General features: G+C 58.1%; 21 protein-coding genes and 1 other RNA gene. 7 read left to right on the forward strand and 15 right to left on the reverse strand.

Annotated elements, in window-relative coordinates; all coding sequences use genetic code 11:
* Position 1 precedes the first annotated feature (1 nt).
* From murD to ACFSE1_RS16035, 12 genes are all read right to left on the reverse strand, one after another.
* On the reverse strand, positions 2 to 1,408 hold the full coding sequence (gene murD, locus ACFSE1_RS15980; RefSeq protein ID WP_377403405.1) for a UDP-N-acetylmuramoyl-L-alanine--D-glutamate ligase: 1,407 nt from the start codon (positions 1,406 to 1,408) through the stop codon (positions 2 to 4).
* 4 nt (positions 1,409 to 1,412) lie between these two features.
* Positions 1,413 to 2,513 (reverse strand): phospho-N-acetylmuramoyl-pentapeptide-transferase, encoded by a 1,101-nt coding sequence (mraY, locus tag ACFSE1_RS15985; protein WP_377403407.1) that lies wholly within the window; start codon positions 2,511 to 2,513, stop codon positions 1,413 to 1,415.
* A gap of 22 nt (positions 2,514 to 2,535) precedes the next feature.
* Positions 2,536 to 3,969 carry a UDP-N-acetylmuramoylalanyl-D-glutamyl-2,6-diaminopimelate--D-alanyl-D-alanine ligase gene (locus tag ACFSE1_RS15990; RefSeq protein ID WP_377403409.1) on the reverse strand — a complete coding sequence of 478 codons (1,434 nt, stop codon included), beginning with the start codon at positions 3,967 to 3,969 and terminating at the stop codon, positions 2,536 to 2,538.
* Positions 3,966 to 5,423, reverse strand: coding sequence for a UDP-N-acetylmuramoyl-L-alanyl-D-glutamate--2,6-diaminopimelate ligase (locus ACFSE1_RS15995; RefSeq protein WP_377403411.1), 1,458 nt, complete (start codon positions 5,421 to 5,423; stop codon positions 3,966 to 3,968). The genes ACFSE1_RS15990 and ACFSE1_RS15995 overlap by 4 nt, the downstream gene beginning before the upstream one ends.
* A 65-nt stretch (positions 5,424 to 5,488) precedes the next feature.
* On the reverse strand, positions 5,489 to 7,228 hold the full coding sequence (locus tag ACFSE1_RS16000; protein WP_377403413.1) for a peptidoglycan D,D-transpeptidase FtsI family protein: 1,740 nt from the start codon (positions 7,226 to 7,228) through the stop codon (positions 5,489 to 5,491).
* Positions 7,228 to 7,698 carry a cell division protein FtsL gene (ftsL, locus tag ACFSE1_RS16005; protein WP_377403415.1) on the reverse strand — a complete coding sequence of 157 codons (471 nt, stop codon included), beginning with the start codon at positions 7,696 to 7,698 and terminating at the stop codon, positions 7,228 to 7,230. Before ftsL ends, ACFSE1_RS16000 begins: the two co-directional genes overlap by 1 nt.
* 2 nt (positions 7,699 to 7,700) lie before the next feature.
* The gene (gene rsmH, locus ACFSE1_RS16010; RefSeq protein WP_377403417.1) at positions 7,701 to 8,726 is read right to left on the reverse strand and encodes a 16S rRNA (cytosine(1402)-N(4))-methyltransferase RsmH; all 1,026 of its coding nucleotides are present in this window, start codon (positions 8,724 to 8,726) and stop codon (positions 7,701 to 7,703) included.
* A gap of 14 nt (positions 8,727 to 8,740) precedes the next feature.
* Positions 8,741 to 9,181: a division/cell wall cluster transcriptional repressor MraZ gene (gene mraZ, locus ACFSE1_RS16015; RefSeq protein ID WP_377403419.1), complete on the reverse strand. Its 441-nt coding sequence runs from the start codon at positions 9,179 to 9,181 to the stop codon at positions 8,741 to 8,743.
* Positions 9,182 to 9,685: 504 nt separating this feature from the next.
* Positions 9,686 to 10,115, reverse strand: an RNA gene (gene rnpB / locus ACFSE1_RS16020) — RNase P RNA component class A.
* 55 nt (positions 10,116 to 10,170) lie between these two features.
* Positions 10,171 to 11,361: an FAD-dependent oxidoreductase gene (locus ACFSE1_RS16025; RefSeq protein ID WP_377403421.1), complete on the reverse strand. Its 1,191-nt coding sequence runs from the start codon at positions 11,359 to 11,361 to the stop codon at positions 10,171 to 10,173.
* A gap of 23 nt (positions 11,362 to 11,384) precedes the next feature.
* Positions 11,385 to 12,158: an N-acetylmuramoyl-L-alanine amidase gene (locus tag ACFSE1_RS16030; protein WP_377403423.1), complete on the reverse strand. Its 774-nt coding sequence runs from the start codon at positions 12,156 to 12,158 to the stop codon at positions 11,385 to 11,387.
* A complete protein-coding gene (locus ACFSE1_RS16035) occupies positions 12,155 to 12,895 on the reverse strand; it encodes a TerB family tellurite resistance protein (RefSeq protein WP_377403425.1) in 741 nt (246 codons plus the stop codon). The genes ACFSE1_RS16030 and ACFSE1_RS16035 overlap by 4 nt, the downstream gene beginning before the upstream one ends.
* Positions 12,896 to 13,224: 329 nt before the next feature.
* On the opposite strand from ACFSE1_RS16035, the gene ACFSE1_RS16040 reads away from it, so the two are divergent.
* The 3 genes from ACFSE1_RS16040 to ACFSE1_RS16050 all read left to right on the forward strand — a co-directional run bounded on the left by ACFSE1_RS16040 (position 13,225) and on the right by ACFSE1_RS16050 (position 16,309).
* A complete protein-coding gene (locus tag ACFSE1_RS16040; RefSeq protein ID WP_377403427.1) occupies positions 13,225 to 14,436 on the forward strand; it encodes a pyrophosphate--fructose-6-phosphate 1-phosphotransferase in 1,212 nt (403 codons plus the stop codon).
* Between the two features lie 62 nt (positions 14,437 to 14,498).
* Positions 14,499 to 15,128 (forward strand): hypothetical protein, encoded by a 630-nt coding sequence (locus ACFSE1_RS16045; RefSeq protein ID WP_377403429.1) that lies wholly within the window; start codon positions 14,499 to 14,501, stop codon positions 15,126 to 15,128.
* A 101-nt stretch (positions 15,129 to 15,229) separates the two neighbouring features.
* A complete protein-coding gene (locus tag ACFSE1_RS16050) occupies positions 15,230 to 16,309 on the forward strand; it encodes a transglycosylase SLT domain-containing protein (RefSeq protein ID WP_377403431.1) in 1,080 nt (359 codons plus the stop codon).
* 225 nt (positions 16,310 to 16,534) lie between these two features.
* On the opposite strand, the gene ACFSE1_RS16055 is transcribed toward ACFSE1_RS16050, so the two are convergent.
* The gene (locus tag ACFSE1_RS16055; RefSeq protein ID WP_377403433.1) at positions 16,535 to 17,884 is read right to left on the reverse strand and encodes a serine hydrolase domain-containing protein; all 1,350 of its coding nucleotides are present in this window, start codon (positions 17,882 to 17,884) and stop codon (positions 16,535 to 16,537) included.
* A gap of 419 nt (positions 17,885 to 18,303) precedes the next feature.
* Between ACFSE1_RS16055 and ACFSE1_RS16060 the strand changes: the two genes are divergently transcribed.
* The 4 genes from ACFSE1_RS16060 (at position 18,304) to ACFSE1_RS16075 (ending at position 22,515) form a co-directional block, all read left to right on the forward strand.
* Positions 18,304 to 19,551, forward strand: a complete 1,248-nt coding sequence (locus ACFSE1_RS16060) for a BtaA family protein (RefSeq protein ID WP_377403435.1) — start codon at positions 18,304 to 18,306, stop codon at positions 19,549 to 19,551.
* A complete protein-coding gene (locus tag ACFSE1_RS16065) occupies positions 19,548 to 20,210 on the forward strand; it encodes a class I SAM-dependent methyltransferase (protein WP_377403437.1) in 663 nt (220 codons plus the stop codon). Before ACFSE1_RS16060 ends, ACFSE1_RS16065 begins: the two co-directional genes overlap by 4 nt.
* Before the next feature lie 124 nt (positions 20,211 to 20,334).
* On the forward strand, positions 20,335 to 21,150 hold the full coding sequence (locus tag ACFSE1_RS16070) for a glycoside hydrolase family 25 protein (protein ID WP_377403439.1): 816 nt from the start codon (positions 20,335 to 20,337) through the stop codon (positions 21,148 to 21,150).
* Between the two features lie 129 nt (positions 21,151 to 21,279).
* A complete protein-coding gene (locus ACFSE1_RS16075) occupies positions 21,280 to 22,515 on the forward strand; it encodes a lytic murein transglycosylase (RefSeq protein ID WP_377403441.1) in 1,236 nt (411 codons plus the stop codon).
* A 527-nt stretch (positions 22,516 to 23,042) separates the two neighbouring features.
* Here the strand turns inward: ACFSE1_RS16075 and metF are convergent.
* Positions 23,043 to 23,948: a methylenetetrahydrofolate reductase [NAD(P)H] gene (metF, locus tag ACFSE1_RS16080; RefSeq protein ID WP_377403443.1), complete on the reverse strand. Its 906-nt coding sequence runs from the start codon at positions 23,946 to 23,948 to the stop codon at positions 23,043 to 23,045.
* A complete protein-coding gene (locus tag ACFSE1_RS16085; protein ID WP_377403445.1) occupies positions 23,945 to 24,964 on the reverse strand; it encodes an ArsR/SmtB family transcription factor in 1,020 nt (339 codons plus the stop codon). The genes metF and ACFSE1_RS16085 overlap by 4 nt, the downstream gene beginning before the upstream one ends.
* Positions 24,965 to 24,971: the final 7 nt, after the last annotated feature.

The following is a 24,971-nucleotide window of genomic DNA, read 5'->3' on the forward strand; positions in this document are numbered from 1 at the left end:
CTCACGTTCCCTTCTCCGGCTCGATCAGCATGGAAATGCCTTCGAGTGCTGCGACCAGGGAAACGAAATAATCGCCCCTGACCTCGAAATTCCTGAACTGATCGAAACTCGCACAGGCGGGCGAAAGCATCACGGCACAATCTCCGCCATCGGCTTCCGCCTCAGCTGCCGCATGGGCAACGGCACGATCCAGCGTGCTGGATATCTCATAAGGGACCGCGTCACCCAGCGTTGAGGCAAATTCCGGTGCAGCTTCTCCAATCAGATAGGCTTTCACGATACGAGGAAAGAGTGGCGCGAGGCTTGCGATGCCGCCAGCCTTTGGCAATCCGCCAGCGATCCAGAAAATCCGGTCATAGCTGGAAAGCGCAGGCGCGGCCGCCTCAGCATTCGTTGCCTTGGAATCATTGACGAAAACAACCCGGCCCTTGCGGCCCACCGGCTGCATGCGATGTTTCAGGCCCGGGAAGCTCATCAGACCGGACCGAATGTCTTCTGCCGAAACGCCAACCGCAAGGCAGGCGGCGATGGCCGCCGCTGCGTTCTGCGCGTTATGCGAACCCTTCAGGGTATCGATCCCGTCGAGCGAGTAGAGCGAGACCACCTCACCCTCTTTCGCCTGCACGATGTCGGTTCCGGCAAGATAATATCCATTCCGCAACGGCGATCGTTTGGAGATTCTATCGACTGCCACCCCCGCACGTTCAAGGCGGTCAGCAATGACGCTCGAATAACTGTCGTCCACGCCCACAATTGCCGTGCCGCTTCCGGCAACCAGTCGCTCCTTCACATCCGCATAGTGCTGCATCGTCCCATGCCGATCCAGATGATCGGGGGTCAGGTTGAGCAGAATGCCAGCCGTGGGATTGATGGTGGGCGCAAGATCGATCTGGTAGGACGAGCACTCGACCACATAGAACCGATCGTCACGCGGCGGATCCAATGTCAGAACCGCAGTGCCGATATTGCCGCCAAGCTGCGTATCGCGGCCGCTGCTGCGCAGGATATGCGCAATCAGCGCGGTCGTGGTTGATTTTCCATTCGTTCCCGTAATCGCGATGAAGGCGCAACCGGGCGCATGCGCCCGCCGCTCCCGCACGAACAATTCCACGTCGCCGATGATTTCCACGCCAGCGGCTCGCGCAAGATCAACGCTCCAATGTGGCTTTGGATGCGTCAGCGGAACGCCGGGGGAAAGCACGAGAGCAGCTTGCGAGGCCCAGTCGATGCCCCGCAAGTCGGCTGTTTTCACGCCGTCGGCATTCGCTTTTGCAACACTGTCAGGATTGTCATCCCAGGCAGTTACATCGGCACCCCCGGCAAGCAATGCCTTGGCCGTGGCGAGCCCGGAGCCGCCGAGGCCAAACAGAGCAACCTTCCGTCCTGCGAATGTCGTAACGGCTATCATGGCCTTACCGCAGCTTCAGCGTGGAAAGGCCAAGCATTGCGAGGCCCACAGCGATGATCCAGAAACGTATAACCACCTGGCTTTCCGTCCAGCCCAGCTTCTCAAAATGATGGTGAATCGGTGCCATCAGGAACACGCGCCGCCCCGTCATCTTGAAGAAGCCAACCTGAATGATGACCGACAGCGTTTCCATCACGAACAGGCCACCAATGATGGCCATGACAATCTCGTGCTTGGTGGCAACTGCGACCGAGCCAATCAACCCGCCAAGGGCCAGCGAACCCGTATCGCCCATGAAGATGGCAGCCGGTGGAGCGTTGAACCACAGAAAGCCCAAACCAGCCCCGATCACCGCGCCCAGAATGACGGCAAGCTCACCAGTGCCGGGCACGAAGTTGATCTGCAGGTAATCGGCAAAAACGGCGTTACCGGCCAGATAGGCAATCACGCCGAAGGAAGCTGCGGCAATCATCACCGGCACGATGGCCAAGCCATCGAGACCATCGGTCAGGTTCACGGCATTGCCTGCGGCCACGATGACGAAGCCGCCGAAGAGCACGAAGAAAATGCCAAGGTTCAGCAATACGCTCTTGAAGAACGGGAAGGAGATGGAGGTTCCCAGCAAAGAGCCGTTGGGGCTGTTTGCAACGGACGTGCGCATCATGAAGTAAACGGCGATGCAGGCGATGACGAACTCAAGGCCAAGACGCGCCTTTCCGGAGAAGCCCTTCTCCGTCTGCTTGGTCACTTTCAGGTAATCGTCATAAAACCCGATTGCGCCAAAGCCCAGCGTCACGAGCAAGGTGGCGACAACATAGACGTTGGAAAGATCGGCCCATAGCAGCGAACCGCCCACGATGCCGGCCAGGATCATCAAACCACCCATGGTGGGCGTACCGGCCTTTTTGAAATGCGTCTGCGGCCCATCGGCACGAATCGGCTGCCCCTTGCCCTGGCGGATGCGCAGGGAGGCAATCATACGAGGGCCGAACAGGAAGACGATCAGGGCGGAGGTAAACAGAGCAGCACCTGTCCGGAAGGTAATATAACGGAACAGATTGAAGACCTGAAAGCTGCTCGCGAGTTCCACAAGCCAAATCAGCATTGTTTGTCTTTCTCAAGGAGGATCAAATTTGGCGCTCCCTGTCGGCCAAGGGCGGGTACTTGTCAATAAGCGCGGCGATGATCTTGCCGAAACCAATGCCAAGCGAAGACTTCACCATCAACACATCGCCCGGCACCACATGTGCGAGCACGTAATCCAGAAGCTCTGCTGTCGTGGCGCGATATTCCACCTGCACGCTCTCCGGCAGAGCATCGCGCAGCGCAGCCATTTCCTGCCCCGCAAGCCAGACATGCTCAATACCCGCAGCCAGCAGTGGTCCCGCCAGTTCCTCATGCACCCGCTGCGAAAAAACGCCCATTTCCAGCATGTCGCCAAGAACCGCGACGCGCCGGCCCGCCCCTTCCGGCTGGCTCGCAGTCAACAATGCGATAGCTGCGCGCATGGAAGCAGGGTTTGCGTTATAGCTCTCGTCGATCAGGGTCAGCACGCCATCGCCGATTGCCAGACGATGCCGTTCCCCCCGCCCCTTGACGGGGCGCAGAGATGCAAGCCCCTCACGCGCAGCGTCCAGATTGGCACCGAACACAGCAACGACGCCAAGCGCAGCAAGAGCATTCTCGGCGATATGTCGGCCCGGTGCACCAATGTGCACCTCTACGGTTTCGCCGTTCAGCACCGCCCAGATCGTAGAGCCTTCCGCCGTTCCTTCAAAATCGGCCAGACGGAAATCGGCCTTGGCATGCTGGCCGAATGTCAACACATGGGGCAACGCAAGATCCTGCGCCACCCGTTCCAGAAAACCGAATTGCTTGTTGTCCCGGTTCAACAGCGCAACACCGCCCGGCTCCAGCCCTTCAAAGATCTCAGCCTTGGCAGCAGCGATTTCCTCCAAACTGTTGAAATGTCCCAGATGCGCCGCGCCGATCGTGGTGATGACGGCTACGTGAGGCCGTACCATCTTCACCAATGGCCTAATCTCATTAGGATGATTCATACCAATTTCGAAGACACCGTAATCCGTATCCTCCGGCATGCGCGCCAATGTCAGTGGCACGCCCCAGTGATTGTTGAAGGAAGAGATAGCTGCATGCACCTTTCCGGAAGGCGCAAGCACGGTGCGCAGCATTTCCTTGGTCGTCGTCTTGCCGACGGAGCCGGTGACGGCGACAATCTGCGCGCGGCTGCGCAAGCGTGCAGCAACCGCCAGCTTGCCCAGAGCCACCAGCACATCCTCCACCACGATCAGCGGTGTGGTGATCCGCCCCATGGCTGGCAGCTTGGCCTCGGCGACAACAAGCAGAGCCGCGCCATTGGCAACGGCGATTGTTGCAAAATCGTGCCCATCGACGCGGTCGCCCTTGATAGCAAAGAAGGCTTCGCCCGGTGCTATCGTGCGGCTATCGATGGAAATCCCGGTTATCCCTGCCGGAAGGGAGCCGATGGGACGTCCCCCCATGGCGGCAATCATGTCAGCCGTCGTCCACAACCAGCTCACTGCTTTAACTCCTCCAAAGCCTTTCGGACTTCCAAATGGTCTGAGAACGGCAGAACCGTGGTGCCCACCGTCTGCCCCTCTTCGTGCCCTTTACCGGCAACAATGAGGCTATCGCCAGCCTCCATCAGCGAGACGGCGTAACGAATGGCCTGTGCCCGATCGCCAATCTCGGTGGCATCCGGTGCCGCCACCATGATTTCGGATCGGATTGTTTCGGCATGTTCAGTGCGCGGATTATCGTCGGTCACGATGACCACATCCGCGAGTCTGCTGGCAATCTCGCCCATGATTGGCCGCTTGCCCTTGTCCCGGTCGCCACCGCAACCGAAGACGACAATCACGCGCCCCGTTGTGAAGGGCCGCACCGATGTCAGCACATTTTCCAGCGCCTCCGGCTTATGGGCATAATCGACATAGGCGGGAGCTCCCTGCTTTGTCTGCCCCACCAGCTCCAGCCGTCCGGAAGCGCCCACCAAACGCTCCAGAGCTGCCATGGCCACCTTGGGCGCAAGTCCCGTCGCAATGGCCATACCCGCAGCAACCAGAGCATTGGAAACCTGAAACTCACCTGCAAGCGGAATTTGCACCTCGTAAATCTGGCCATCGATGTGGATCTCAGCCAGTTGCTTGTGCCGGAAATGCTCCACCCGCTTCAGGCTGAGAAAGGAACCGTTTCGTCCTACTGTCAGCACATCATGACCGGCAGCTCTTGCCACATCGACGGCCTTGGCTGACCAAGGATCGTCGGCAAAGATCACCGCCGGGCTTCCCTTGGGCAGAAGCGTATCGAACAGGCGCATCTTCGCCGCGAAATAATCATCCACGGTCGGATGATAATCCATGTGGTCGCGGCCAAGATTGGTGAAGCCGGCTGCAGACAGCCTTACGCCATCCAGCCGGCTCTGATCGAGACCATGACTGGAAGCCTCCATTGCTGCATGGGTGACGCCCTCTTGGGCCAGCTCCGCCAGCAGCGCGTGCAGCGCCACAGGATCAGGCGTGGTCAGCGTGCCATAATCGTTGCGCTTGGGAGAAATGACGCCGGTGGTCCCAATTTGAGCGGCGGCAAGCCCGGCATGGGCCCAGATCTGACGCGTAAAGGAAGCAACCGAGGTTTTACCGGCTGTGCCTGTTACAGCCACAATGGTGGCCGGCTGCACGCCGTAAAACCGGGCAGCCGTCAGCGACAGCGCCTTGCGCACATTCTGCACACGCAAAACAGGAACCGGAGCCTCCACTGCCTCGGAGGCGAGAATTGCTGCGGCCCCACGTGCTACAGCATCTTGAGCAAAAGCCGCGCCATTGGCCTTGTTGCCCGCAATAGCGACAAACAGCATTCCCGGCTTTATCGCCCTGCTATCAGCGGAAATTCCGGTTATATCTATAGTGCCAGCTTCGCCTTCCAGCTCAGCAGCAACCTCCGGGAGCACCCCGGAGAAATCTTTGAGTTTCATCGCTACCCTCTCTGCGAGACGGCTATGTCCATGAGCCGCGAATCGTCGGGCTCATTCATTATGGCCTAATAGGACACAAGCATGGCGGAGCCGTTTTCTCCAAATCTGGGTTTTACACCGAGAATCGCAGCAGACCGGCTGATGATTTCCTTCACCATAGGCGCCGCGCTGTTACCGGCCAGAACGGCGCGGTCGGTTTCGCTGCGCGGATCGTCAATGAATGTCAGGACGACATATTTCGGCTTGTAGATCGGGAATGCGGCCAGAAAGGCGTTAAAGTTATGGTCGTGATTATAGCGGCCATTGATCACCTTATCGGCTGTGCCGGTTTTGCCACCCACATCAAAGCCTTCGACAAGCGCGCTTTTGCCGGAACCTTGCGTACCATTCCACTCGAACAGCCAGCGCATGTTGTCGCTCGTCGTCTTCTTGATCACCGGCGTCGATACCGCCTCCGCATCGACCTGGGAACGCGGAAGGAATGTTGGCTCGATCAGGCGCCCGCCATTCACCAGGGCAGCACCCGCTACTGCCGTTTGAAGCGGCGTGGTGGATACACCGTGGCCAAAGGAAATCGTGATCGAATTGATCTTCTTCCAGGTGCGCGGCTGTGAAGGTGTCGCCACTTCCGGAAGCTCGGTCTTCATACGGCTCAACAGGCCGAGCTTCGTCAGAAACTCCTTGTGCCCGTCAATCCCGACAACGTCGGCCATCTTGGCCGTACCGATGTTGGAAGAGTACTGGAAGACCTCAGGAACCGTCAGAAACCGCCCCTTGCCGTGGAAGTCCTTGATGGTGAAACCGCCGATGCGAATGGGATAACGCGCATCGAAGCTGTCATTCATATTCACCTTGCCGGAATCGAGCGCCATAGCCAGCGTGAAGGACTTGAAGGTGGAGCCCATTTCGAAGGTGCCGTTCGACATACGGTTGAGCCAGCCCTCTTCGCCGCCCGCAGCCGGATCGTTCGGATCGAAATCCGGCGCAGAGGCCATGGCAAGAACTTCGCCCGTATTGGCATCCAGAACCACGCCACCCGCGCCCTTGGCACGGAACTTCTGGATTGCCGACATCAGGACTTCACGCAGGATCGCCTGCACGCGAACATCGATGGAGAGACGTACCGGCTCAAGCGGCTGATCGCTGGTCATGCCCACGGCTGCCAGGTCCGCCAGACCCTGGCTGTCGATGTAGCGCTCCATGCCGGCAACGCCGCGATTATCGATATTCACATAGCCGACAATATGCGCGGCCGTCGCACCACCCGGATAAAACCGGCGCTTCTCCGGGCGGAAGCCGATGCCCGGAATACCGAGCGCCAGGATCTCGCTTTGCTGCTTCGGCGTCAGCTGACGACGAAGCCACTGGAAACGGGAATTGGAAGACAGCTTGTGATAGATCTGCTTGGCATCAAGATCCGGCAAAACCGTGCGGAGTTTCTCGATAACCTCATCGGCATCGACAATCTTGTGCGGCTCGGCAAACAGCGAGACCGTTCGAATGTCGGTCGCCAGAACTTCGCCGTTGCGGTCCAGAATATCTGGCCTCGATGCCAGCAGGCGGTCGGCGGGCATGATGCTGGATGTCGCTTCAGGCTCCCGCATGGCATACACCACCAGGCGACCACCGATCACGCAGTAAAAACCGATAAAGCAGGCGATGATGATTGCCACGCGATTGCGTGCCTGTGACGCTTTACGCTTGCGCGAGCCTTCAAAGGTCCCGGAAGAAGGACCCGGACGTTTTGAGCCGGCGGAAAAATGAGCCCGGCTCTTCAAGACCATAACGCGGGAGAGAAAAGCCATCAGTCTTCCACCGATCCGGTTGAAATCACATCAACTCTGGTTTTTCCGCGCGCCAGAGGCACCGGGATTTTCTCCTTCGGCGGCTTTGCCTTAGCAGCATCGACGCCCTTCAATGCAGCAGCCACTTCCGGATCCACTTCGGCAATGAGCTGCTCGATCGTGGTTTCGGGTTGCGGCAATTGCGCCTTGAACATGGGCAACTCCTGCGGCAAGGCAAGCTGCGTCGGTTGCGTTGGCTGCAGTTCAAGCTCTGCCTGATATTGGCCGATCAGGCGGTGCAAACGGTTTGGCTGTGTCAGCAAGGCCCAGTCCGCTTTCAAAAGATCAATTGTGTCACGCTCCAGCTTGATCTCCGATTCCAGCCGCCGAACCTCCTCCAATTTCAAATCAGCTTTATGCTTGATGGTATAAGTCACAACGGCCGTGGCCGTCATGATACCGATCAAAACCAGATCGAAGCTCCGCAGCATATTCAGGCTCCCATCTTTTCCAGGCTTGCCAAATCAGGCAGATCGAAAATCGAATAGTCCGACGCACCCACCGGAGCAGCCGTTCTAAAAGCGGCACGTAGCTTGGCTGACCTTGCGCGAGGGTTGTTCCGCGCTTCTTCATCCGTCGCAGCAAGCAACCCTTTGCCGATAGGCTCGAAAATCGCAGCCTTATCCTCCACCATCGGCAGATGGCGTGAGCCGCTGGCTTTGCCGGAACGATCGGAGAAAAACCGCTTCACAAGCCGGTCTTCCAGAGAATGGAAGCTGACGACCACCAGCCGGCCACCGGGCTTGAGCGCCCGTTCCGCCGCAAAAAGAGCGCGGGCCAACTCGCCCAATTCATCATTCACAAAAATGCGCAGCCCCTGAAAAACGCGGGTGGCAGGATGAATCTTGTCCTTGGCTTTGCGGGGATTGACGCTCTCGATCAGGTTGGCGAGATCCCGCGTGGTTGCAAAGGGCTCGCTTGCGCGGCGCTTCTCAATCGCGCGCGCAATTCTTCCCGCCTGCTTTTCCTCTCCGAGAAAGCCGAAAATGCGGGCCAGATCACCCGCCTTAGCGCGATTGACCACATCCGCCGCCGACACACCGGACGCCGACATGCGCATATCCAGCGGTCCATTTTTCTGAAACGAAAAACCGCGCTCTGCCTCATCGATCTGCATTGATGAAACGCCGATATCCAGCACAACGCCATCCAGCCCTTCGGGCGGCGCATGTTCCGCAAGCTGCGAGAAACGGGAGGGAATGAGATTGAGCCTGCCCGCATATTCGGCGACCATAGCCTGCCCGGCAGCGATCGCATTCGGGTCACGGTCGAGAGCGATCACATTGGCGCCTGCTGAGAGAATGGCGCGCGTATAGCCGCCAGCACCGAAGGTGCCATCCAGAATGAGTTTGCCGGGCGCCGGGGACAGCGTCTCCAGCACTTCGTTCAGCATGACTGGAATGTGACGCATCGGTCCGCCATCGGCCTCGGGGTTTCCGTCGCCAAGATTCGCCGCCATTCCAATCCCCTGTCTTACATTGGTCGCACCCCAGTCAGCGCGCGACCTTCCCGAGCAATCCGCTGAGCCTCGTGAAACGCCTGCGGATGCCAAAGCTGAAAATGATCCGACCGTCCGACGAAAGCCACTTCCGTGGTAATGCCGGTGAAGCTGCGGATGAAATCCGTCACCATCAACCGGCCCTCCGAGTCGAGCCGCATGTAGACGCCGCCGCCATGCACAAGCAGCGACATCTGATTTGCCTCCGGCGAAAAAGGATCGACGCAGGCGATCTGCCGCTCGTACCGCTCGAGCAACTCGGGACCGCCGACGCTGATCGCCGGAAATACCAGATCCTGGAGGCAATAAAGCTCCTGGATATCCCGCTGCGCCAGAACAGACCGAAACGGCGCAGGCACCGAAACACGGCCCTTCGCATCGATCCTGTTCGTCGCATTGGACAAGAAGCGGTTCATAACGCCAAACATCCGCTCCCGTGACACGCAGGGCCGCCACACGCCCCACTTCTAACGCACCAAAAGACACAACCCAGCCGTTCAGGCGCGAAAATCTCTGCCCGCGACCTTCCGAGGAAGGCGACCCGTTTCTGTCCGATGATTGGGCAAGATTATGCCCCTTCGCAGTGTGGGTTTGGGATAACATGGGACCCTATGGGCGTCAATGGGAAGCGGCTCCACGGAAGATCCGCAACATGAAATATTTATAACCCGTTAAGTTTAACAAAGGGTTAGCAAACACAGGTTCCGCCATCCTGACTTTCGTCAAGCCGAACTCTCACGTCTCTTAGCTAAGCTATTGTAAATTCGTGAATAAGGCTCGCCAGAGCCTGCTGAATCACACCTGCAGATACAACCATTGCAGGCATCCTGACGCCAACACGCCCAGTTGAGGACGTGCCCCGAGCGAACAAACGGGCGCATCGCGAAACCGCCCACAGGTTGAATATGAAAGAAAATGAAATTGCCAGTTGGCCTGTAAGCCGGGTTCTGTATGGCCCCGGTTTCCCGGAACGTGGCAGCCATTCATCTGGGACAGCGTTTACACACTGCCTCATGCAACCCACCCGGATGACTGGCCCGGAAACCGGCTGTGGCAGCGCTTTCGCACAGCCCGCGTCATCCCTATTCGGTCTTGCTCCCGGTGGGGTTTACCTTGCCAGCCCTGTTGCCAGACCTGCGGTGGGCTCTTACCCCACCCTTTCACCCTTACCCCGCCACCTCTTGCGCTCCGGCAGAACGCAACAAAAGGCGGGGCGGTTTTCTTTCTGTGGCACTATCCCTGGGGTCGCCCCCGCCGGACGTTATCCGGCACCGTATTTCCGTGGAGCCCGGACTTTCCTCACCTTACCGCCTTTCGACATTGGTAAAGCGCGGCTGCCCGGCCAACTGGCAGCGCCTCCTTAGACGGTTTGCCAGTGACGCGCTACCGCTTTTATGGCGCAAGCTCACGCAAAATGGGCATTGAAGCCGACCGGGTAGCCCTCATCCGCAAGCGAGCCATTTAGCAGGAGGCTAGCACCCAGACGTCCGATCTCGTCAGAACTCTTGGCAGCCGCACCGCACCCGCCCGTGACGACGGCAATAGCAGGGTCCGCGGCTGCGGCAATGAACGGGTAATTCGTTGCCGTTTGTGAGACGACACAGGCAGCCATGCTGGCGCGTTCCGCGTCAATCTTCGGCACCAGTTCGCGAACGATCTCAACGTGGTGTTCCCGCACACTGGATCTGCCGCCGGATTGGAACCAGCGCACCATATCATCCTTGCCTGTCACAGCCAGATCATCGGGATCCCCGCCAATCTTCAGATAGAGCTTGCCGTCAGGATAGCGAACGGGCGGCAGAAGATAGATATGCTTCTTCGCGTCACGCGGCTGATAGATCAGTGAGGGCATTCCCGAAAAGGCTGCCGCCTCTGTCTCTGAGACTTCAAAGAATGTCACTGTGCGCGCATAAACCGACATCTGAACGGAACGCGCCAACAGATTCTCCGCAATGGAAAAACCGCCCGCCGCGAGCAAGACGCCTTCTGCCCGATACTCTGCGCCTGTATCCGTGCGAACCACAACCGTTTCGCCCTCCTTGCGGATGGACAGCACAGTCTCGTCGATCAGCCTTGCCCCTTGTCTTTCGGCAAGAAGCGACTGGGCAGAGACAAGTGCGCGCGGATTGATATGGCCAGCATTGCTCGGCTCAAACACCCCCTCACTGAAAGCTTCGAAACCGAAATAGCTGAAGCGGGATGCAAGAGCGCGGTCATCAAGAAGCTCGGTTTGAACGCCAAGCTGTTCAGCAGCACTCAGGATGCCGCCAATATAGGGATTTCCGCTCGACTGCTCCGGCCCGACCATCAGGCATCCGACATCATGGTAAAACGGAATTCCGCTCTCTCTCTCAATTTCAGCGTAACGGGCGATGGAGCGATTTGCGAGCAGCGCCCATACCGGGTCCGGATCGATTGTGCGCGTTATTCGCGCCTCATCGTAATGGCTGGCGAACACGCCCTGGTGGCTTGCCTTATCCGCCGGCTCGCCAGGCCCGATCACGGCAACTCCTGCGCTTGCTCGCGAAAGATATTTGGCGGCGGCTGATCCCATCATTCCGCGACCAACGACAATGAATTTAAAAATACCAGACATGAAAATATTCCGTTCGCCTTCAATCAGGCTTCATCAGTGCCCTGAAAACGCGGCAGCTCTGCCAGAAGCCTATGCAAAGTTTCAATGGTGGACATATCCGCCACCCCATCAACCTTCTCCGGGCGAAAATGGCGCTGGAAGGCTTCAACCACGCCTTCCGTCCGTTCACAGAATTCCCCGCTGATACTGATGTCGTAGCCATAAAGCGCCAACATACCTTGAAGGGCCTCGATTGGCTGCCCCTGCTCTCCCCGCTGAAAAAAGCGGCCGCTGCGAATGGGGCCAGGCATAACCCAGTGGCCGACACCCGCCTCATGCAGGCGCTGCCAAGGAAAACGTTCACCCGGATCCACCTTGCGTCTTGGCGCGACATCCGAATGCGCCAGAACACGTTCCGGGCGGATCTGCCATCGGCTGATGCAATCACGGCACAGCGCGATAACCGCATCGATCTGCTCTTGCGGATAATCCGGCAATCCACCGGGATGGCCGGTATTTGCTATCTCTATGCCGATGGACCTTGAATTGATGTCAGTCGCCCCGGCCCAACTGCTTTTTCCCGCATGCCAGGCGCGACGTGTTTCCGGCACCAGTTGCACAATACGCCCATCGGGCCAGACGAAATAATGGCTGGAAACTTCGCTCTGGATGTTCTTGAGCCAGGAGAGCGCCTGTCCGTGATCGGGCATACCCGTATAATGCAGGATGATCATATCCGGCGCATCGCAATCCTTGCGCTCGCCATGGTTAGGGGACGGCTCAACCCGCGCCCCCGCAAAATCAGGCACCAGTTTCATGCTGCTTTGCGTTCTCTTTCAATCGCCGCATAGGCCGCATTCAACGCCGCCATACGCTCATTGGCCGCGGCGTGCAGCGCTTCCGGCACGCCGCGCGCAATCAGCTTGTCGGGATGATGCTCCGCCACAAGCTTCCTGTACTGTTTCCTGATCTCGGAAAAATCGTCTTCAGGAGAAACGCCCAGCACCAGATAGGGATTGCCATCCTCCACCTCGATGTGGCGCGCCATAATGCGGCGGAAGTGGTCTTCATCGATGCGGAAGATCTCGGCAATCCGGGCAAGGAAGGCGAGTTCCTTCTCATGCACCATTCCATCCGCCTTTGCGATGTGGAACAGCCCGTCGATGACGTTTTCGAGCATAGGGCAATTGCACTCGCCAGATCCGCACAGACCCGCCAGTTTCTCTGCATAGGCCTCAAAGCCCGCCACATCCTGTCGCGCAAGATTATAAAGCCGCGCAACGTTTCGGGCTTCCTCTTCCGGGAAGTCAAAAATCTGGCGAAAGGCCTCAACCTCAGAGGCAACCACGGCACCGTCGGCCTTTGCCATCTTTGCAGACAAGGCAATGATAGCAACAGAGAAGGAAACCTGCCGGCGCGTTTCCGGGTCGCCCTCAAACAGAGTGCGGATGGCTTCGACAACGCGGGAAAGCGCATTATGCGCAGCATCGCCCACACTGCCCAGCAGGCGGTCCCAGAGCGATGTCAGTTGAAGGCATGCAAAATCGAAAATCATGACTCACCTGACCAAATTAAACCGCTCTTGGCAAGCTGCCGCCGGCACGCGTTCGATTAATCTTTCTTCATCTTACGTGATGCAGATTCGTCCGGATCTGCAAGAGCTAAATCCTTAGATGAAAAAACGTTCCTGAACAGGTTTTCCACATTGGGCGCGCAGTTGGCGCGATCTGGAACAAATCGGCCTCGGCGAATTGAACCGATTGAAAGCTGCAGAACGGCGAAATACCGGATTTTCTTGAGAAATTCACTTTACAGGCGCGGCGCGGTGTCGCATCCATTCGCCGGTTTCAAGTGGTCTGCACCAGAGCGTGCGAAGGAGGTTCGATGGCCAGACAGAAGGTTGCGATGCTGACGGCGGGCGGATTGGCTCCCTGCCTTTCCTCTGCGGTGGGCGGATTGATCGAGCGTTACAGCGACATTGCCCCCGAGATCGAACTGGTGGCCTATCGCTCCGGCTATCAGGGACTGCTTCTGGCTGACCGCATCGAAATCACGGCCGATATGCGTGAGCGCGCGCATCTTCTTCATCGTTATGGCGGCTCGCCAATCGGCAACAGCCGCGTGAAGCTGACCAACACGGCAGACTGCGTCAAGCGCGGACTGATCAAGGAGGGCGAGAATGCGCTGCAAGTCGCGGCAGATCGTCTGGCTGCCGATGGCATCACCATTCTTCACACGATTGGCGGCGACGACACCAATACGACCGCAGCCGATCTTGCGGCCTATCTCGGCGCAAACGGCTATGATCTGACGGTCGTGGGCCTGCCGAAGACTGTCGATAACGATGTCGTTCCGATCCGCCAGTCGCTTGGCGCCTGGACGGCTGCCGAGGTCGGAGCGCATTTCTTCGATCATGTGAGCAATGAACAAAGTGCTGCACCGCGCACGCTCGTGATCCACGAGGTCATGGGCCGCCACTGCGGCTGGCTGACCGCCGCAACCGCTCGTGCCTACATTCAAGACACGAAAAACAACGAATATGCCGAAGGCTTCATGATGAACACCCAGATGAAGAACATCGACGGGCTCTATCTGCCCGAGATGGCTTTCGATCTGGAAGCCGAGGCGGAACGCCTGCGCGCCATCATGGATAAACACGGCTACGTGACCCTGTTCGTCTCCGAAGGGGCGGGCCTCGACACCATCGTCGCGGAACGTGAAGCTGCGGGCGAGACCATCAAGCGCGATGCCTTCGGTCACGTAAAGATTGACACCATCAACGTTGGCAACTGGTTCCAGAAGCATTTTGCAACCCTTCTGAATGCAGAACGTTCGATGGTGCAGAAATCAGGCTATTACGCCCGCTCCGCCCCCGCGAACGGCGATGACCTGCGCCTGATCCAGAGCATGGTTGATCTGGCTGTCGAGAGTGCCCTCAACAAGGTCTCCGGCGTGACCGGACACGACGAGGACCAGAATGGGAAATTGCGCACGATCGAATTCCCGCGTATCAAGGGAGGCAAGCACTTCGATATTTCGGTCGGCTGGTTCAAGGACACAATGGATTACATTGGACAGTCCTACCGCCCGGCCTGATCGAAGAGACGATCTTCACAGGTTCACCGGAGAGAAGCGATTCTCCGGCTCGGGAGGAGAGAATGAGCATTGAGACCATGCTGATAACAGCAGCCTTGTCCCTGCTCACTTTGCTGTTGCCTTCGGCAGCCGGCCATGCTGTTCGAGATTATTGCATTGCGCGCGGGAAAACCCGCGCGCTTTTGCTTTTGCCGGGCCTATGGCTGGGCAATGCCATTGCGTGCGGTTTGGCCGTGGCAGCCTTGATCGGGCTCCGATTGGCGTTACCCGCCATGCAGGCAGCCTTTGACTGGATCGGCATTGCGATTTTCTTCATTTTCATCTTGCGCGCACAGGTTCAGCGATTGCGGCTGAGGGTTGCGGATAACGACAACCTGCCCCGAAATGGCGCATTTAGAACAGCGGTTCATATAACTCTGATAAACGTCCATCCGGCCCTGGTTCTGGCCCTCTGCGCCCTGATCATGCAGATGGCTGATTCGAGTTCTCCACATATCGAATTGGCGCAGAACCTCCTGACCGCCATGGCTTTCGCGGCGTTTGCGGCACCCATTGTACAGGTGGCTTTCGCTGCGCGCTCTGCCCGCAAAGCAAAGGCTTTTCATCAGCAATTTCAAGCCTCGCGCAAGGCACCGACGCGATTTATCGCCAGCAGGGCGGTAACGGCTGGTTACCGCAGAATCGCGGCATGAAGTCATTGATGCTTGCCGCAATTGTGAACTTACGTTAATGGATGTCGCAGTGCGGTCCTGGACCGGCGGGCGGAAACATTCATCTTCATGAAAGTGAGACGATGGCGATAACCCGATTGATCGGTTCGAAAACGGTCGTGGTGGCTGCAATCTGCGGGGCGGTATCCAGCTGCTCAAGCGTTCAAACAGCTTCCAATACACCTGCAAAGGCAGATGTAGCGGCTGTACAACCACAGTCCCCGTCTCAATCTGGCGAACAGACTGCTTCGGCAGAAGGCGGCGCAGCAGCCAAGACAGGACGTCTGGCCGTTTCTGCACCTGAACTCGCTGCCGCATCAGGACCCGTCGCCGTTCCCACAGGATCGATCACGCAGGTCGCGGAAAAAGGCGGACGGGTTTACACCCTCGCGCTTCCCACCGGCAGTTCGGCCATTCGCGCGCAAAATGACGCCGTGATTGCGTCGCTCGCTGGCAAGGAACAGCAGATGGCTGCTGCCATGCAGACGCCCGCCCTTGCGGTCGCCCCTACCTCCGTTGACAAAAGCGCCGGCTTGCAGGCCATCAACATGGCAACGGCAACCTCGAAGGTGGCGGCTCCGGCTGTCGCGCCCTCTTCGCTCGCAGCACCGGCTTCCGCACAGGTTACCGCGCTGCCGCAGGAGATGACGGCAGCCTACACGGCAATCCCGACCCCGCGCCCTCGAATTGCGCCAAGCGCGCCCTCCAACATGGTGGCCTATGCGGCCCCGGCAAAGCCGGTTTCTGCCATGTCGGCGGACTTCTTTCCGCCAGCCCCCGGCGAGGCCATTCCGCAAACGGCAGCCATGAGTTCGCCAGAGCTTAACAAGCTGATCAAGCGCTACGCCGGACTTTACGGCGTTCCAGAATCACTGGTTCATCGCGTCGTCCATCGCGAAAGCAAGTACGATCCGCAGGCCTTCAACAAGCGTGGTTTCTTCGGTCTCATGCAGATCAAGTATTCCACCGCAAAATCCATGGGTTATACAGGCACTCCACAGGGCCTGCTGGATGCCGAAACCAACCTGAAATATGCGATCAAGTATCTTCGTGGCGCGTGGCTTGTTGCCGAAAATGAGCCTGACGATGCCATAAAGCTCTATGCGCGAGGCTATTATTACGATGCCAAGCGCAAGGACATGCTGCACGTCCTGAAGCCGTAAGCAGCAGAGCCAAAGTCTGTTCGAGAGAAGCCCGTTCCATAGCGGGCTTTTCGCTTTTTCGGGCCGTTGCCACGCATATACGCCTCACCTTTGTTCGTTTCAGATATTCCGATGACAAGATGATGCAGCCCGAACGCAAAACAGCGTGAACCGCTTTGCGTCGGGTCTGCGTCAGAGCGAACACACAAGGCCAGCATGTTCCTTCGGGCAGGAACCGCGGCAAGCCTATCCCAGCTCGTTCATAACGGCCTGAATAAGCTTTTGTGGCGTATATCGCAGCTTCGACGGCGTCAGCCCCATCCGCAAGATCACAATCCCCTTGGCGGGAATTACTGTCATGCTCTGGCCATCATGGCCCTTCAGCTGAAAGCTTCCTGCGGGCAGGTCGAGTTTCATGTTTTTGGGAAGCCATGTCTGGAGCTTGGAGTAGCGACCGTCAGACGTTGCGTTTGGCACTCCCATGTCCTCTACGAAACCCTCCGGCAACAGGCGGGTCCCTTCCCACATGCCGCCCTGTGCCAGCATCAGGCCGAGCCGCGCCCAATCTCGTGCTGAGGCATACATGTAGGATCCGCCCACAAAGGTGTTGCTGGCATCGAGTTCAAGCGTGGCGGTCTTCATGCCCAGAGGCGCGAAAATGGCTTGCCTGGGAAAGCTGATGGCAGCCGCGTTATCGCCCATCCTGTTCATCCAGATGCGGCTGAGAAGAATGGCGGTACCTGTGGAGTAGTTGAAGACCTTGGCTGGCGGCTGATCTGCGGGCAGCGACGCGCCATAGCGTGCCATGTCCGGCTCCAGAAACAGCATTCTCGTCACGTCATCGACCGTGCCATAATCCTCGTTGAATGTGAGGCCGTCTTCCATCGCCAGAAGGTCACGCAAGCGAATGCTGGAGCGTGAATCATTCTGCCAGGCAGGCAGAAGCTGACTATCATCCAGCCCCAATCTTCCCTCCCCCAACAGCGCACCAATGACCATTGCATTCACGGTCTTGGTCATGGACCAGCCAAGCAGCGGCATTGCGGCATTGAAACCTGTGCCGTAACGTTCCGCGACGATGCGCCCATCCTTGACGACGACGATGGCGCGCGCATTTGGGCCGGCGAGTTCCTCCTGCTCAATCACGGCCTGAAGGCGCCCATTGAGGGTCACAGCCTCGCCTTCCGGCCAAAGCGCTCCCGCCTCCGGTGTCTTGCTCGGCACCTCTGCAACGGGTACCGCGGGAGGCATTGCACCATCATCACCAAGAAGCGTGCAGCCATAGCCCGGACGGTACAAGGCCACGCGCTTGGCAATGCCGACAGGCAGGCTGGTTGTGACGGTCCGCTGCGCCGTGTCCACATCGAGCTTCATGTATTTCAAAAGAGGGTGCCCCGGTGCCTGCACATCATCCGCCAGCACCTGCTGCGCATCGCGCCCGGCGATAAAGACGTTGGAGCAGACGATCTTGGCAGCATATCCACTGGCAACGCGCAGCAGCTCCGGCGGCGCCGCATAAAGCCAGGCGGAAACGCCCAGTAAGCCGGCAAGAACAATAACCAGCGCGAGTTTCGCAAGACGCTTTATCCAACCCATTCCATGCCCTCCATGTGCGCGGGCATGCAAGCAGCATTTACTTTCTGTGGGAAGCATCAATCGGCTGATGCCCCCTGTTTTCAACGTCATGAAACTGTAGCAGGCGGCGTCTACAGCCTCGTAATACCAATTGTCGATGATAGGAACAGATTGCGTGGAACCGCAGGCCTTCATCCGACGCATAACACACCGGGGAGCAGTGCCAGCGGCATCGCTTGAGGATTGTGACAACGTCGGGGAAGGAAATCCCGCCCATCCGAAGGAGCGGGCTTTTTGCCTTTGCAGCTGGTCAGACATCCGCACCAGACCGACGGGGCCGACTGTGGTTTCCTCCGCGCCGAACACGAGAAACGCTCCGGCACAATCAGATCCTATCATCGATATTGGCTCTTAGCTCCAGATATGGCGGGGATTCGTCTATGGCTGAAATTGCACCGGAAGCTGGCTTCCTTCGAAACGGCAAACTCAAAACGGCACTGCTTCAACACCAGAGCTTTTCCAGTAGCTGGTTGTCCGAGCGGCTGTTCGGGCTGCTGTTTTCCGGCCTCGTCTATCCGCAGATCTGGGAAGACCCTGAAGTGGATATGGAAGCGATGGAACTATCCGCAGGGCACCGGATCGTCTGCATCGGTTCGGGTGGCTGCAATATGCTGGCCTATCTCTCGCGCTCTCCAGCCGCAATCGATGTGGTCGATCTCAACCCGCATCACATTGCTTTGAACAAGCTGAAGCTTGCAGCCTTCCGCGCCCTGCCTTCGCATCCGCAGCTGGTGCGTTTTCTCTCTCAGGAGAATGAGCGCGGCAACAGCACGGCCTTCCAGCACACGATTGCCCCCCAGCTGGATCCGGCTACCCGCAGCTATTGGCAAAAACGCGGGCTGTCCGGCAGACGCCGCATCGCGGTTTTCAACCGCAACATCTACCGCACGGGCCTGCTGGGCCGTTTCATCGCAGCAGGGCACATTCTGGCCCGCCTCCACGGGGTCAAGCTTTCCGATCTTGCCCAGGCTCGCTCACTGCGCGAACAGCGGCACTTCTTCGATACGCAGATTGCACCATTGTTCGACAAGCCAACCATCCGCTGGCTTACAAGCCGCAAAAGCTCGCTCTTCGGCCTTGGCATTCCGCCGCAGCAATATGATGAACTGGCCAGCCTGGCGACGGATGGATCTATTGCGCCCGTCTTGCGGCAGCGACTGGAAAAACTCGCCTGCCATTTCCCGCTGCGGGAAAACCCCTTTGCCTGGCAGGCTTTCGTGCGCCGCTATCCGCAGCCACACGAAGGCGTTCTGCCAGCCTATCTCAAACAGGAAAATTACGAAGCCATTCGCGCATGTGCGGATCGTGTGGAAGTGCATCACGCCACATTCACCGAACTGCTGACGACGAAATCGGCGGGTACTGTCGATCGCTATGTGCTTCTGGATGCCCAGGACTGGATGAACGACCAGCAACTGAACGAGCTGTGGAGCGAAATCACCCGCACCGCAACGCCGGGAGCGCGCGTCATTTTCAGAACGGCCGCCGAAAAGAGCATCATTGAAGGGCGCATTTCCCCTGCCCTGCGTGAGCAGTGGAATTACCTGCAACCACGTTCGGAAGAGCTGAACCTCCAGGATCGCTCGGCAATCTATGGCGGCTTCCATATTTACGAGAGGCGCGCATGAGCCGGATCGACGCCATCGACACCGACCATGCCGAACGCATGGACCGCATGTATCGCTATCAGCGGCACATCTACGATCTATCGCGAAAATACTATCTTCTCGGGCGTGACAAGGCGATTGCCGATCTGCACCTCGCCCCCGGCGAAACGATTCTGGAGGTTGGTTGCGGCACGGGCCGCAATCTCCTGCTTGCGCACAAGCGCTATCCTCAGGCTGCCCTGTATGGTCTCGATATCTCAGCCCAGATGCTTCAGAGCACGCGCAGGAATTTTGCCAGCGCATCGGCAAAGCCGCACCTGTGCGTGGCTGATGCAACGAAGTTTCAGGCGCAGGATTTCTCCACCACCGGCTTCGACCGGATCCTGATCTCCTACGCGCTTTCCATGATCCCCGGCTGGACCGGCGCAATTGACGCGTCACTCGCGGCACTTTCGCCGGGAGGCTCGCTGCATATCGTGGATTTCGGCCAGCAGGAGGGACTGCCCGCCTGGTTCCGGACACTGTTGCAGAATTGGCTGGCACGCTTTCACGTTACGCCACGGGCAGATCTCGAAGAGGTCCTCAGGCAGAAAGCGGCAGCAACAGGCTGCGACATCACATTCGAGCGCCTCTATCGCGGCTATGCCTGGCACGCGGTCCTTCGCAAACCGGAGGGCTAAGGGGATCTGAGCCGCTCGCTTTTCGCTTGCTCTAACGGATTATTTACGACGTTATGGTTAATGTTGAAGTGGTCGCTTTGCATGGCATGGAAGCTGCCCCTTACGCTAACTTGACGGGATCTGCATGCTTCGTCCATCCGCCGCACTGTTTGCCGCCTGCATGCTGATCAGCGGATGCACCGCCACAAGCTTCGATCTGTTGGAAACAGCATCCATCGGCAAGCCGAAATTTCACGACACGGACCCGCAGGATTTCGGTGCGAACCATCCCCATCGCCACGAGGTGCACGGCATCGACGTTTCGAAATGGAATGGCAATATCGACTGGATGACAGTGCGCAAATCCGGCATTGCCTTCGTCTTCATCAAGGCAACAGAAGGCAAGGATATGATCGATCCCACCTTCGACGCCAACTGGCGCAATGCCATGGCTGCCGGCATTGCGCATGCGCCCTACCACTTCTACTATTTCTGCTCGACGGCAGATGAACAGGCAGACTGGTTCATTCAAAACGTGCCCAAGAGCGCATCCCACCTTCCGCCTGTCATCGATGTCGAATGGAACCACGCCTCCAAGACCTGCAAGGCACGGCCAGATCCGGAGACCGTGCGCGCCCAGATGCAGCGCTTCATGGATCGCCTGGAAGCCCATTACGGCAAGCGGCCGATCATCTATACCTCGGTCGATTTCCATCGCGATAATCTGATTGGCCACTTCCAGGACTATCATTTCTGGGTTCGCTCGGTCGCAGCCCATCCCCAGAAGATCTACGAGGGGCGGCGCTGGGCCTTCTGGCAATACACATCCACGGGGGTCGTACCCGGCATCAAGGGTGGCACAGATATCAATGTGTTTGCGGGCTCGGAAAAGAACTGGAAACAGTGGCTGGCTGCCGTCTCCAAACCTTCACCGCAAACAAGTGTCATTGCTGCGAATTGATCGACGTGACGAGCTTTGTTTGGCTTGCATCTTTCGCTGTGAACTGGTGTAACGCAGCCATTCTTAACGCCTCCATTCGGCCATTATGAATTGCTGAATGACCGCGTTTGTCCGTCAGAGGATTACCGGATGTCTGCTGCCCTTTTGCGCCGTATCGCACTTACACTCACCCTGCCCGCTCTCTTGAGCACAACAGCTCTCGCTCAACAGGCGGCACCTTCCTCCGCCGCAACCCCTGCAACGCCGTCTGTTGCTTGCGGTGGCGATCTGCCAGCCTTTCTGGCTGGCGTGAAGGCGGAAGCCGTTTCCAAAGGCGTTCCGGCAGAGGCGGTGGACAAAGCACTTGATGGTGCACAGATCGACCAGAAGGTGCTTGCACGGGATCGCGCACAGGGCGTTTTCCGCCAGACCTTCCTGGAGTTCTCGCAGCGCACGGTCAGTCAGGCACGGCTTGATATCGGTCGCCAGAAGCTGAAGCAGCTCGCGCCCATCTTTGAACGGATGGAAAAGGAGTTTGGCGTAGCGCCCGGCGTGGTGACGGCCTTCTGGGCTATGGAAACGGATTTCGGTGCTGTTCAAGGCGACTTCAACACGCGCAATGCCCTCGTCACGCTTTCGCACGATTGCCGCAGACCGGAGATCTTCCGCAAGCAGCTGATTGCACTGACGGAGATGGTGCAGCACGGTGACCTCGAACCTGCCACCAATACCGGCGCCTGGGCAGGGGAGATCGGGCAGGTCCAGATGCTGCCCGCTGACATTATCGAATACGGCACGGATGGCGACGGAGATGGCCACATCAACGTGAAGACCAGTGCCGCCGATGCGGTTCTGACAGCCGCTGCCTTCATCAAGGGAATGGGTTTCCAGGCAGGCCAGCCATGGCTTCAGGAAGTGGAGCTTCCTGAAAACCTGCCCTGGGAAAAATCCGGTCTTGGAAACGAAATGCCTGCTTCGGAATGGTTCGCGCTAGGCGTAAAGCCGCGCGATGGCGATACCAAGTTCGGCGACTTGCCAACGGCGCTGGTTCTGCCGCAGGGGCGCAAAGGCCCTGCTTTCCTCACCTATCCCAATTTCGGCGTATACCTGAAATGGAACCAGTCCTTCATTTACACCACCTCTGCCGCCTATTTTGCGACCCGCCTTTCGGGCGCACCGCCCTACCTCAAGGGAACACCTGAACCGGGTCTCGACGATGCCGGCATGAAGGCACTGCAAACCAAGCTCCAGGCACGCGGACACGATGTCGGAAAGATTGACGGTATTCTCGGCTCAGGCACTCGCGTGGCGGTGCAGAAGGAGCAGAAGCGACTGGGCATGGCCGCAGATGGCTGGCCCACCCAGGCTCTCCTCGATTCTCTCTGAGCAAGCCAGAAGACATGCAAAAAGCGCGGGGAAATCCGCGCTTTTTTGTGGTCACCGTTTAGGAGATAATAGCAATTATGACTGCCGCGGTGCAGCAAAGTATCACAAAATGTGACGCTTCTTAACAATCGGAAACAGAAAATTCATCTTCTGTTTACCGTCAGTACAACGCAAATAAATCGTTGTGAATCAATAACTTGCGCATCAAACTAACAATATGTGAGCCACACTCACGCTGCACCGCAGCACATTATCTCCTTTTCAAGAGCGCTTAAATGCCCCACATTCTCACTGTCAACGCAAGGAGGCAGACATGGGACGAACACATTCCTTTAATGTCCTTCTCGTCGGTGCAGCGTTCGTATTCGTCGCTTCAATGTTGTTTATCTAGAGCAGATCCGGACAACATTATGAGGATTAAGCGTCGAAGGGCACCGGGAGCCGAGGTTCAGTCAAGACTCCGTCAATTGCCTTAGAAGTTTCCAACGGGGCCCAATCTGCAAAGCCGGATTGGGCCTTCGTCTTTCTCAGACGAGAGCGCGTTCGCTCACCTGATGGGCTGCTGCGGGTTTGCGCCCAAGACGCGAAAGCGTCGCCGTTACCAATGGTGCGCGGTTCATCGTGTACAAATGAAATTCGTTCACCCCGCGCCGAATGAGGTCCTCAATCTGCTCAGCGGCGACATCTGCGGCCACCTCTGCGCGTTCTTCAGGCTTATCGTCCAGCCCCGCAAAGCGATCATCCAGGAATGAAGGAATGCTTGCGCCACAGCGCCCGGCAAACCGCTTCAGCTGTGTCAAATTCTGGATGGGCATGATGCCGGGTACGACAGGGATTTTGACACCAGCGGCGACCACCTTATCCAGATACCGCTCGAACATGTCATTATCGAAGAAGAACTGAGTCAGCGCCCGGTCGGCTCCGGCATCGGCCTTGCGTTTCAGCATGTCGATATCGGCGGCCGCGTCACGGCTTTCAGGATGCTTTTCCGGATAGGCAGATACGGAGATTTCAAAGCCACCCTCTTCCTTCAGGGCAGCAACCAGCGCCGCTGCATTGGCATAGCCATGCGGATGCGGGACATAGGCCGTGCCGATGCCGCTGGAAGGGTCGCCACGCAGCGCCACGATGTGGCGAACGCCAAGATCACGCAATTGGCGGATCACGTCATGCGTTTCATCCCGGTCGGCATCCACACAGGTCAAATGGGAGGCAGTGGGCAGGTTTGTCTGCGAAATCAACCTTTCCACCGTTGCAAATGTCGGAAGCTTTGTCGTTCCACTCGCGCCATAGGTCACCGAAACGAAATCCGGCTGATAGAGGCCAAGTTCATCAACCGTCTGCCAAAGCTGCTCTTCCATTTCGGCAGACTTGGGCGGAAAGAACTCGAACGAGATACGAAAAGGCTCTTTGTTGGCTGACGTATTGGTCATGAAACGGCTTCCGTGGTCAGAGTGTCGTGCTTCTCGCGCTGTTCGATCGGGCTTGCTTGTACCGGTGCCCGCGCAACCCAGATGGAAACGGTCAGAGAGGGCGAACCCTTCGTGCCTGCGGGCTTGAGATCCAGAAGATTCTCCACGCGCAGACCGACCTTTTCCAGCCATTCCTGCACGGCTTGATGGGAAAAACCGAGACGGACATGGGCGTGCTCGTCACGAAGATAATCCAGGCTATGCGGCGCCAGATCCACGATGATGAGACGACCGCCGGGGCGCAGCACGCGCGCCGCCTCAGTCACAGCCCTTTCCGGCTGATCGAGAAAATGAAGTACCTGATGGATGGTCACGAGATCAAAATCACCGGCCTCTGCCGGGATATTGAAAATATCGCCGTGGCGAATGGATGCCTTGAGGATTCCGGCGCGATCCAGGTTGGCACGCGCAACCGCCAGCATGTCACGGCTGGCATCGATGCCAACAGCGCGGCGATAGAGAGATTGGAATTGCTGCAGGATCCAGCCGGTGCCCGTGCCGAGATCGAGCAGGGCATCGATTTTCTCACTGCCGATCAAACTGCTGAGCGCGTTTTCGACCTGCTCATCGCTGACATGGAGACGACGAAGCTCATCCCACTCTGCCGCATTGCGGCTGAAATAGGCCTGTGCACGCTCTGCACGGTTGCGCTTCACCTCCGCAAGGCGCTCATCATCCTTCACCAGCACGGGATCGGTCTGATCCACCGCATTCAGCAACTGCCGAACGAGAGTGGACGCCTCCCCCTCCCGACAGAGACGGAAATAGGCCCATGCCCCTTCCTGATAGCGCTCGATGAGCCCTTCCTCAGAGAGAAGCTTCAAATGGCGGGAGATCCGCGGCTGCGACTGACCAAGAATGTCTGTAAGGTCGCTGACAGTCAGATCGCCGGCAGACAACAGCATGAGCAAACGGAAGCGAGTGGTTTCACCCGCCGTCTTCAACACATCCACCAGTTTATCGAGAACCAGCGTCATTTCCGCA

This window comes from Affinirhizobium helianthi, from assembly GCF_042680945.1.
Classification (GTDB): Bacteria; Pseudomonadota; Alphaproteobacteria; order Rhizobiales; family Rhizobiaceae; genus Neorhizobium; species Neorhizobium helianthi.